The 10,324-nt window shown below is 66.8% G+C and carries 9 protein-coding genes; 7 read left to right on the forward strand and 2 right to left on the reverse strand.

Annotated elements, in window-relative coordinates; translation table 11 throughout:
• The first annotated feature begins 504 nt into the window (after positions 1 to 504).
• The 3 genes from BRAS3809_RS29405 (at position 505) to BRAS3809_RS29415 (ending at position 3,814) form a co-directional block, all read left to right on the forward strand.
• Positions 505 to 1,722: a glycosyltransferase family 87 protein gene (locus tag BRAS3809_RS29405; RefSeq protein WP_240535802.1), complete on the forward strand. Its 1,218-nt coding sequence runs from the start codon at positions 505 to 507 to the stop codon at positions 1,720 to 1,722.
• Positions 1,723 to 1,811: 89 nt separating this feature from the next.
• Positions 1,812 to 3,074 (forward strand): OmpA family protein, encoded by a 1,263-nt coding sequence (locus BRAS3809_RS29410; protein ID WP_008965657.1) that lies wholly within the window; start codon positions 1,812 to 1,814, stop codon positions 3,072 to 3,074.
• 104 nt (positions 3,075 to 3,178) lie between these two features.
• Positions 3,179 to 3,814 carry a LysE family translocator gene (locus tag BRAS3809_RS29415; RefSeq protein ID WP_008965658.1) on the forward strand — a complete coding sequence of 212 codons (636 nt, stop codon included), beginning with the start codon at positions 3,179 to 3,181 and terminating at the stop codon, positions 3,812 to 3,814.
• 228 nt (positions 3,815 to 4,042) lie between these two features.
• Here BRAS3809_RS29415 and BRAS3809_RS29420 read toward each other — a convergent pair whose 3' ends face one another.
• Entirely contained in the window at positions 4,043 to 4,669 is a 627-nt protein-coding gene (locus tag BRAS3809_RS29420) for a glutathione S-transferase family protein (RefSeq protein ID WP_008965659.1), read from the reverse strand.
• Positions 4,670 to 4,857: 188 nt separating this feature from the next.
• Between BRAS3809_RS29420 and pyrE the strand changes: the two genes are divergently transcribed.
• The gene (gene pyrE / locus BRAS3809_RS29425) at positions 4,858 to 5,415 is read left to right on the forward strand and encodes an orotate phosphoribosyltransferase (RefSeq protein WP_008965660.1); all 558 of its coding nucleotides are present in this window, start codon (positions 4,858 to 4,860) and stop codon (positions 5,413 to 5,415) included.
• A gap of 187 nt (positions 5,416 to 5,602) precedes the next feature.
• The gene (locus BRAS3809_RS29430; RefSeq protein WP_008965661.1) at positions 5,603 to 6,424 is read left to right on the forward strand and encodes a DUF2865 domain-containing protein; all 822 of its coding nucleotides are present in this window, start codon (positions 5,603 to 5,605) and stop codon (positions 6,422 to 6,424) included.
• Between the two features lie 67 nt (positions 6,425 to 6,491).
• Here the strand turns inward: BRAS3809_RS29430 and BRAS3809_RS29435 are convergent, their stop codons facing one another.
• Positions 6,492 to 6,923, reverse strand: coding sequence for a hypothetical protein (locus BRAS3809_RS29435; RefSeq protein ID WP_008965662.1), 432 nt, complete (start codon positions 6,921 to 6,923; stop codon positions 6,492 to 6,494).
• A gap of 175 nt (positions 6,924 to 7,098) precedes the next feature.
• On the opposite strand from BRAS3809_RS29435, the gene BRAS3809_RS29440 reads away from it, so the two are divergent.
• Both BRAS3809_RS29440 and BRAS3809_RS29445 read left to right on the forward strand, forming a co-directional pair.
• Positions 7,099 to 7,401, forward strand: coding sequence for a GIY-YIG nuclease family protein (locus BRAS3809_RS29440; protein ID WP_008965663.1), 303 nt, complete (start codon positions 7,099 to 7,101; stop codon positions 7,399 to 7,401).
• 219 nt (positions 7,402 to 7,620) lie between these two features.
• Positions 7,621 to 10,128 (forward strand): glycogen/starch/alpha-glucan phosphorylase, encoded by a 2,508-nt coding sequence (locus BRAS3809_RS29445; protein ID WP_008965664.1) that lies wholly within the window; start codon positions 7,621 to 7,623, stop codon positions 10,126 to 10,128.
• Positions 10,129 to 10,324: the final 196 nt, after the last annotated feature.

Here is a 10,324-nt window from a genome sequence, read left to right on the forward strand (position 1 = left end):
GCGCGGATCAGAACATGAATTCGGAAAAATAGCAACAGAAAAATGCAGTCGTGGACCGCTCGCACGGAGCCACGACGCCGCCGGCACGGTCACCAGGGACGCGGCCAAGGGGCAATCGCATGTGGAGGTACGGAGTCCCTTAACGAGCGATCCTGCCGATCAGACACTCCGTCATGCCCGGGCTTGTCCCGCCTGCGCGGCCGAAGCCGCTTCGGCGCGGCGAAGGCCCGGGCATCCACGTCGTTCTCAGCATGCCGGCCGACGTGGATGGCCGGGACAAGCCAGGCCATGACGACGTGGAAAGAGAAAAGCACAAATCTGCGACCGTCACATGCGATTGCCCTGGGACCGCGGCGGTTTACCCATCATTAGGCACGATGAGAGCGCGATTGGCCGGTTGGACGCACGGTAACACGACGTGCAGCGCGCTTTGGCAAGGTCGATGGGGACCGCACGCGAGCGATCGCGACGGCATCGATCAAGCCTCCTGCCACGAAGTCCCCGATGGCGCCGACGAACCTGGCCTCGACGAACTCCATGACCGCGGTCTCAGCCGCATCTGACGCGACGACGCGCGACCGGCGCGCAGTGCTGATCCTGCTGGTCGCGGTCGCGCTGTATAACGCCGCCTATCTCGCCAGCTGGGCGCTGTCGTCGCCACAACCGGCATTCGGCGACTTCTCCGGCCTGTGGTCGTTCGGCAAGTTCGCGGCCCGGTTCGGCGCCGCGATCTACGATCCGTTCGCGCTCGCCGACTATCAGCAGCAGCTCGACCCCGCGCTTGGCGGCGGCGGCTTTCCCTATCCCTATCCGCCGACCTTCCTGCTGGCGCTGATTCCGCTCGGCCTGCTGGCGCTGCCGGTCGCCTATGCGGTCTGGATGGGTGCGACATTCGCGGCCTATGGGCTGGCGACGCTCGGCCGCGACTGGCGCTCGCTGGCGGGCCTGGCGCTGCTCGCCGCGCCGACGACGCTGATCAACGCGATCACCGGCCAGAACGGCTTTCTCTCGGCGGCGCTGATGATCGGCGGCCTGCGGCTGCTCTCGCGCCATCCGGTCATCGCCGGCAGCCTGCTCGGCCTGCTCGCCTATAAGCCGCAATTCGTGCTGCTGATGCCGGTCGTGCTGCTGGCCTCGCGCAGCTGGCGCGCCATTCTCGCCGCGGTCGGCACCACCGTGCTCGTCGCCCTCATCACCAGCGTCCTGATCGACAACGCGATCTGGCTGCAGTGGATCGCGCGCTTTCCAAGCTATCAGGTGCTGCTCGCGGCCAACCAGGCGAGCCTCGACCACATGATGCCGACGGTGATGGCGGGCGTGCACGCGATCCATGCGCCGCCGGCGCTCGGCTATGCCGTCCAGCTCGCGCTGTCATGCGCGGTAGCGGTCGTGATCTGGCGGGCGAGCCGGCGCGGCATCGATGCCCGCGTGATCGCGCTGGTCGCGATCGGCAGCATCATCGCCACGCCCTATGCGATGATCTACGACATGCCGATGGTCGCGGCCGGGCTGGCGCTACACTGGAAGTCACGGACCGACGCCGGCGAATCGATCGCTCCATGGGAGATCGGCCTGGTGGTCGCGCTCGGCGCGTGCCTGCTGGCCATGATCGGTCACTCGCTACCGTTCGTGGCGGCCATGCTCCTGAGCCTGCTGTTCGCCAGCGCCGCCGCTCGCGGTGTCATGCGCCAGCCGGCGCTCTCTCCCGTCTCCCGGCGCTGAACGTTCGCTCCCCTGCCGCGACCAACTGACACGACGCGCGCCCGGATGCGGGCCCGCATCGCTGTCATGGTTCGATTGGGGGAATTCGCTTGCAGATCTCGAAAGTGTTTGGCGTCGCGCTGATGACCGGTGTGGCGATGTGGTCGATGACGCCGGCGCTGGCCGATCTCGGCTTTCCGGACACGGTGAAGTTTCCGGGGCAGATCGTGATCGATGCCCAGCAGCAGCTCAAGGAGACCCTCGCCGAGGACGAATTCGCGAGCGATGCGTCGGGCACGATGACGGTGCGGCGCGGCCGGCATTTCCAGCGCTGGCTGACCTACAAGCCCGCCGCCGGCGAGCCCGCGCCCGGCTACTACAACGGCACGGAAGAGCGCATCTTCAAGGCGATGCAGGGCCCGCTGCTCGCGGCGGGCTGGCAGCTGGTCCAGGTCAACGACAACAAGGATCAGTTCACGATGCACCTGGTCCGCGGCGGCACGGAGGCCTGGCTTGCGGTCAAGATGGATGGGCCGCAGGCCGCCGTGAATGTCAACATGATCGAGAGTGGCGACGCCGCACCGGCGCTCTCGCTGGCGCCGCCGGCCGCGAAGCCGGAGAAGGTCGCCGACAAGGACGATCTGCCTTACCTCAAGCCCTATCCGGGCTCGACGCGCAAGGGCGAAGGGCGCGGCAATGGTCCGCTCGACGTCACCCGGCCGGGCGCGGGCGACGAGCCGGCGCTGGTCGGCCAGGGCGTCGTCGTCCGCAGCTATCAGGGGCCGACGACGCTCTCGAAGCTGCAATTCGTCGCCGAGTACCGCGCCGCGCTGAGCAAGGCCGGCTGGCAGGTGACCTATCCCGCGACCGACAAGGAGGCCGGGGAAGCGGGGACGGTCATCGCGCACTACACGCGCGACAACCGCGACATCTGGGCCAGGCTCGACTACGCGTATGGCGCCAATCTCAGCTTCTCCGTGGTCGATCTCGGCGCCGAGGATCTGGCCAGCAAGCTCGACAAGGACTGCCATCTGCCGCTCTACGGCGTGCTGTTCGATTTCAACAAGGCGTCGTTGAAGCCGGAGTCCGAGCCGCTGCTCAGCAAGGTCGCGGCGCTCGTCACCGCGCGTCCCGACCTCAATGCCGAGATCGAGGGCCATACCGACAATGTCGGAGGCGACGACTACAACATGAAACTGTCGGATGCGCGCGCCGCCAGCGTCAGGACGTGGCTGACGCAACACGGCGTCGCCGCGGCGCGGCTGACCTCGCACGGCTATGGCAAGACCCGCCCGGTCGCCGACAATGGCACCGACCAGGGCCGCGCGCTGAACCGCCGCGTCGAGATCGCCAAGCTCGGCTGCAAGCGATAAAGCGCGTGAAGGCCCGCCGCGCCGGATTGCACCGGGTGCAATTCCGGCGTGGCGCAGGCAGGACATGACCGCTAGATGTCGGAGCGTTCGATCGCTGGTGACCGATGCCCCACGCCTCTTCCCTGCTCGCTTTCGCGCTCGTCTCGTTCGGCATGGTGCTCACGCCGGGACCGAACATGATCTACCTGATCTCGCGTTCGATCACGCAGGGCCATGCGGCGGGGCTGGTCTCGCTCGGCGGCGTCGCGGTCGGCTTCCTGGTCTACATGCTGGCGGCGGCGTTCGGCATCACCGCGCTGCTGTTCGCCGTTCCCTTCGCCTATGACGCGCTGCGCCTCGCCGGAGCGGCCTATCTGCTGTATCTGGCCTGGCAGGCGGTGAAGCCCGGCGGACGCTCGCCGTTCCAGGTGAAGACGCTCGCCATCGACGGCCCGCGCAAGCTGTTCTTGATGGGGCTCGTCACCAATCTGCTGAACCCGAAGATCGCGATGCTGTATCTGGCGCTGCTGCCGCAGTTCATCGATCCCTCGGCGGGCAGCGTGCTGACGCAGTCGGTGGTGCTCGGCGCGATCCAGATCGTGATCAGCGTCAGCGTCAACGCCATGATCGCGATGGCGGCCGGATCGATCGCGCTGTTCCTGGCGACACGGCCGGCCTGGACGCTGGTGCAGCGCTATCTGATGGGCACGGTGCTGGCCGGCCTGGCGGTGCGGATGGCGCTGGAGGCGCGGCGGGGATAGCGCGGTCTGGCCTTCTGCCGCCATCCGGGTCGTGCTCCATGCGGAGCCTTGCTGGCTCAACCCACCAGTCTCAACCCACCAAGCTCAACCCTCACCCTGAGGAGCCCGCCACAGGCGGGCGTCTCGAAGGGCGAGGCCCCGATGTGGCCTCATGGTTCGAGACGCGCCGCAAGCGCGGCGCTCCTCACCATGAGGGTCCGGCAGCGGACGCCGTGCTGCGCTGTTCGCTCAATCCAGCTTCGCCTCCATGCCGCGTTTGACGGCCGGGCGGGCCATCAGGGCGTCGTACCAGCGCTTGACGTGGGGGAAGTCGGCGAGGTCGACCTTGTGGCGGGGGTGGCGCCAGGCCCAGCCGAGGATGGCGAAATCGGCGATCGAGAGCGCGCCGGCCACGAACTCGTGCTGCGCCAGGCGGCGGTCGAGCACGCCGTACAACCGCACCGTCTCGGCCATGTAGCGCTTCAGGCCGTAGGCGCGGTCCTGTTCGTTCTCGAGCGCAATGAAATGATGCACCTGGCCGGGCATCGGCCCGAAGCCGCCCATCTGCCACATCAGCCATTCATAGACCGGGATCCGCTCGGCGAGCGATTTGGGCAGGAACTGGCCGGTCTTCTCGGCGAGATAGAGCAGGATCGCGCCGGATTCGAACACGCTGACCGGCTTGCCCTCGGGCCCGGCGGGATCGACGATGGCTGGGATCTTGTTGTTCGGGCTGATCGCAAGGAACGCCGGAGCCATCTGGGCGCCCTTGGTGATGTCGACCGGGATGACGCGGTAGGACAGCCCCATCTCCTCCAGCGCGACCGAGATCTTGCGGCCGTTGGGGGTGTTCCAGGTGTGCAGCTCGATCGTCATGGCATCCTTCCGCTGGGTCTATCGCTCGGTCTTGGCCGATCGTCCGTGCCGGGCACGGCTTCATTAGCTCGAAACTGCGCGTCGCTCCAAACGTAGCGTTGTTGATGGGTCGTCGTGGCCGCTGGTCTCCGGCGTCCGAGCCCGATAGATTGCGCCTCCCGAGAACCGACCCCTTAAGGGAAAACGCCGTGTCCAAATCCGCCTCCCGCGCCCGCCTCCTCGAGATCATCCGCAGGCGTTCGTTCGGCCGCGGCGAGGTCACGCTGGCCTCGGGCCGCAAGAGCGATTTCTACTTCAACCTGAAGCCGACCATGATGGACCCGGAGGGCGCCACTTTGCTCGCCGAGCTCACCTATGAGGCGCTGAAGGACGACGGCTACGACCTGATCGGCGGGCTGGAGATGGGCGCGGTGCCGCTGGCCGGCGCGATCGCCCAGATCTCCTGGATCAAGGGCCACCCGATCGCCGCCTTCTTCGTGCGCAAGAAGCCGAAGGAGCATGGCGCCAAGCTGGCGATCGAGGGACTGACGCGCGACGAGACGCTGGCCGGCAAGCGCATCGTCGTGGTCGAGGACGTCACCACGACCGGCGGCTCGGCGATGAAGGCGGTCGAGACCCTGCGCGAGGCGGGCGCCGAGGTGTCGCTGGTGTTCACCATGGTCGACCGCGAGGAAGGCGCCGCCGAGGCCTTCGCCGCCGCCGGCCTGCCGTTCCGCGCGCTGTACAAGGCCCGCGAATTCCTCTGAGGCAGAGCGTGGCTTTCTTCGCCGACGCACACCGCTCATTTACCAGCACTCGTTAAGGTTACCGCAAAGCTGATGGCGCGATGCCCTTCAGGGCCTGGGCGCATTCGATCATACATGATCGACGCGGTCCGGATCTCGAGCATCCGCACCGGGCTTTGCGGTGATCTTTGGCGCGTGGGAGCGGGCGTTGCGTAGCGTGTTGTCGTTTCGGCTGATCTGTCGCCGCGTGGCGGTCGCTGGCGCCGTCGGCCTCGTCGCTGCCGGTGCGGCGACGCCGCAGAGGGCACAGGCACAGGGCCTGTTCGATCTCCTGTTCGGTGGCTTCAACAAGCCGCAGGCGCAACGGCCGGCGCAAGGCGGCTTCTTCGCCGATCCGTTCGGCACCAGTCCGCAAGCCGCCCCGCAGCCGCGGGCGGCGTCGTCCGGCGGATCGGGCGCGGCGTTCTGCGTGCGCACCTGCGACGGGCGCTATTTCCCGCTGACGCGCGGCCTCGCCTCGCCGGTGCAGATGTGCCAGGCGTTCTGCCCGGCGAGCCCGACCAAGGTCTATTTCGGCTCCAACATCGACTACGCCACGTCAGCCAATGGCGAGCGCTATGCCGACAGCGACACCGCGTTCGCCTATCGCCAGGCGCTGCGCGCCGACTGCACCTGCAACGGCCGCGATCCGGCCGGACTCGCGCCGGTCGATCTGTCGCTCGACACCTCGCTGCGCCCCGGCGACGTGGTCGCCACCAGCGACGGCCTCGTCGCCTATTCGGGCACCCGGGGCAGCGGCGGCCAGCCGGCCGATTTCAAGCCGGTCGCCTCCTATCCCGGGCTGAACTCGGACATGCGGGCCAAGCTGAGCGAGATGAAGGTGGCGCCGGTGCGCGCCGAGATGCTGGCAGCCGATGCGCTCGCCGCGATGCCGCCGGACGCCAGCGCAGGCAATGTCAGCGTCGCGCCGCCGCTCACGATTGCACCGAAGCCGGCCACCGGCCGCGCCAAGCGCGCGGATGTGGATTGAGTCCAGGCCTTCGTCGTTGCGAGCGAGGCGACTTGCCCGCCGAAGCTCGCAATGACCGGGTGTCGGGCTAGCGTCCGACGATCACGCCGATGACGTTCGGCGCCTCCAGGTACTTCTCTTCGATCGCCGCCCGCGCGGCGGCGCGGTTGTCGGGCGTCAGCAGGCCGCGCTTCTCGGCCAGGATCATCCAGCAGAAGCCCCACCAGTCGGTCAGCATGCCCTCGTCGTCGACGAGGTCGTAGCCCTGTTCGGCGGCGAAGATGCGCGCCCGCGCCTCATCGAGGCCATCGAGGAAGGTGTGGTCGGTGGCCGAGAACAGGTCGTCGGAAATGTCGTCGGTGGTGTAGCCCCAGACCGACATGCAGACGGCGTTGAACGCGCGGTCGATCTGGTCGTCGTCGACGGCCCGGCGGCGCGCCGTCTTGTGCAGCCGCGTCAGCGTGCGCGCAAAATCGGCAATGCGGGTCAGGGCCAGAGGATCGAAGGCGGTGTTGGACATGGTGTCCTCACGTGATGCACGGCTGCCGGGGGGCGGATCGAATCGCACGAAGGATAACGATCGCTTGCTAAATTGTTCTTAATTTGTTCTGATCGAAAAAGGAAGTCAATTGTCGTCGTCCCGGCCCCCGAGCCGGGACCCATAGCCACCGCAGACCTTTGGTTTGCACGGACCGATGAGCGCCGAAGCTGCATGGACGGTCTACATTCTCGCCAGCGGGCATCATGGCACGCTGTACATCGGCATCACCAATGATGTCAGGAAGCGCCTCGAAGACCACCGTGCCGGGCGGGGCTCAAAGTTCGTCAGCAGATACAAGGTTTTTCGCCTGGTTCACGTCGAGAGGTTCGCGAGCCCGCTGGAGGCCATCGCCCGCGAGAAGCAGCTCAAGAACTGGCATCGCGATTGGAAGGTCGAGCTGATCGAAAAGGAAAACCCCGATTGGAGCGACTTGTCGGGCCTCAACTTTGGCCGGTGAGTCTGGATCCCGGCTTTCGCCGGGATGACGAGGAGGAGACTTGTTTCGATCCACTTGTGCAGCTGCAGGAGGTTAGCGCGTTCCTCTCTGGGAACTTCGGCCCGAACTTTGCATATTTTTCCATCACCTTGCTGTGCGGACCAGCCTTTCCCCGGGTTTCGGACCGCGCGCAACCATCGTATGCTTTTACCGGTTCCTCGTAGCATCACAGGTTTCAAGGTGACAGATCAGCCGTCCCAGCGCAGCTTCGTTAGCACCGGCCAGCCCGTCGACGAATTGGCCGTCGCCGAGATCAAGAGCGACATCCTGGCCAAGCTTCGCCTGACCATCGGCAAGGAGGCGAGCCAGGCGACGCAGCAGGACTGGTATCACGCCGCGGCGCTGACGCTCCGCGACCGCATCGTGCATCGCTGGCTGACCGCCGACAAGGAGAGCTACGACGCCGGGCGCAAGCGCGTCTATTATCTCAGCCTCGAATTCCTGATCGGCCGGCTGTTCACCGACGCGCTCAACAATATGGGCCTGATGAAGGTGTTCGAGACCGCGCTCGGCGATCTCGGCGTCGGCCTGCAGGACCTGCGCAAATGCGAGCCGGACGCCGCGCTCGGCAATGGCGGCCTGGGACGGCTCGCGGCCTGCTTCATGGAGAGCATGTCGACCTTGCAGATCCCGGCGATCGGCTACGGCATCCGCTATGATTTCGGCCTGTTCCGCCAGGTCATCGTCGACGGCTGGCAGCACGAATATCCGGACGTCTGGCTGTCATTCGGCAATCCCTGGGAATTCCAGCGGCCCGAGGTGGTCTATCACGTCCATTTCGGCGGCGGCGTCGAGCACGTCGACGACAAGGGCCGCGACCGCGCGATCTGGCATCCCGGCGAGACCGTGCAGGCGGTGGCCTACGACACGCCGATCGTCGGCTGGCGGGGCCAGCATGTGAATGCGCTGCGGCTGTGGTCGGCGCGCTCGCCCGATCCGCTCAAGCTCGACGTGTTCAACTCCGGCGACTATCTCGGCGCGTCCGCGGAAGAGGCCCGCGCGGAGGCGATCTGCAAGTTCCTGTATCCGAACGACGAGAGCCCGGCGGGCCGCGAGCTGCGCTTGCGGCAGGAATATTTCTTCGTCTCGGCCTCGCTGCAGGACCTCGTCAAGCGCCATCTCGGCTCCGACGGCCAGTTGCGCAGTCTCGCGCAGAAGGCCGCCGTGCAGCTCAACGACACGCACCCCTCGCTCGCCGTCGCCGAGCTGATGCGCATCCTCGTCGACCTGCACAATTTCCGCTGGGACGAGGCCTGGAAGATCACGGTCGCCACGCTCTCCTACACCAACCACACGCTGCTGCCGGAGGCGCTGGAGACCTGGCCGGTCGAATTGTTCGAGCGGCTGCTGCCGCGGCATCTCGAGATCATCTACCGCATCAATGCGCAGCACCTGGCGCTCGCCGAGCAGCGCGCGCCGGGCGATATCGACTACCGCGCCTCGGTGTCGCTGATCGACGAGAAGAGCGGCCGCCGCGTGCGCATGGGCCAGCTCGCCTTCGTCGGCTCGCATCGCATCAACGGCGTCTCGGCGATGCATTCGGACCTGATGAAGGAGACCGTGTTCCACGATCTCAACCATCTCTATCCCGGCCGCATCACCAACAAGACCAACGGCATCACCTTCCGGCGCTGGCTGACGCTCGCCAACCCGAAGCTGACCGGCCTGCTGCGCGAGGCCTGCGGCGACGCCATCGTCGACGACCCGACCTTGCTGTCGAGCCTGGAGAGCTACGTCGCGGATTCCGCCTTCCACCAGAAGTTCCGCGCGGTGAAGCACCACAACAAGGTGCAGCTGGCGCGGTTGATCGGCGAGCGCATGAATGTGCGGCTCGATCCGGGCGCGCTGTTCGACGTGCAGATCAAGCGCATCCACGAATACAAGCGGCAGCTGCTCAACATCCTCGAAGCGGTGGCGCTGTATCTCGACATCAAGGACGATCCGCAAGGCAACTGGGTGCCGCGGGTGAAGATCTTCGCCGGCAAGGCGGCCGCTAGCTACCGCTACGCCAAGCTGATCATCAAGCTGATCAACGACGTCGCGGAGGTCGTCAACAGCGACCCGGCGATCGGCGGCAAGCTCAAGGTCGTGTTCATGGCCGACTACAATGTCAGCCTGGCGGAAACGATCATTCCCGCGGCCGATCTCTCGGAGCAGATCTCGACCGCCGGCATGGAGGCGTCCGGCACCGGCAACATGAAGCTGGCGCTCAACGGCGCGATCACGATCGGCACCTTGGACGGCGCCAACATCGAGATCCGCGACAATGTCGGTGCCGACAACATCGCGATCTTCGGCATGGAGGCCGGCGACGTGATGCTGCGCCGCCAGCAGGGCCTCGACGCCACGGACGTGATCCGCCGCTCGCCGCGGCTGGCCCGCGCCATCGACGCCATCGCCTCCGGCCTGTTCTCGCCCGGCGAGCCCGGCCGCTTCGAGCCGATCGCGCATGCGCTGCGCCATCTCGACCATTACATGGTCTCGGCCGATTTCGACTCCTACTACGCGGCCCAGCGCGGCGTCGACGCGCGCTGGCAGTCGGAGCCGGCCTGGACCCGCGCCTCGATCCTCAACGTCGCGCGCATGGCCTGGTTCTCCTCCGACCGCACCATCCGCGAATATGCCGACGACATCTGGAACGTGCCGGTGGGACCGGTCGCGGCTCCGGTGCATGCGCAGCGGGCGTGAGACAAGGGCACGCACTGAGTTGCGGCGCCTGTCCCCGGCATGAGCGCGGGCTGATCGCATCTTGCGATCGGGGTCCTGCCCTCCTCTCGACACCGCGTCATGGCCGGGCTTGTCCCGCCTGCGCGGCCGAAGCCGCTTCGGCGCGGCGAAGGCCCGGCCATCCACGCCGTTCGGCATCTTGGGAACGACGTGGATG

It is taken from the genome of Bradyrhizobium sp. STM 3809 (assembly GCF_000239795.1).
GTDB lineage: Bacteria > Pseudomonadota > Alphaproteobacteria > Rhizobiales > Xanthobacteraceae > Bradyrhizobium.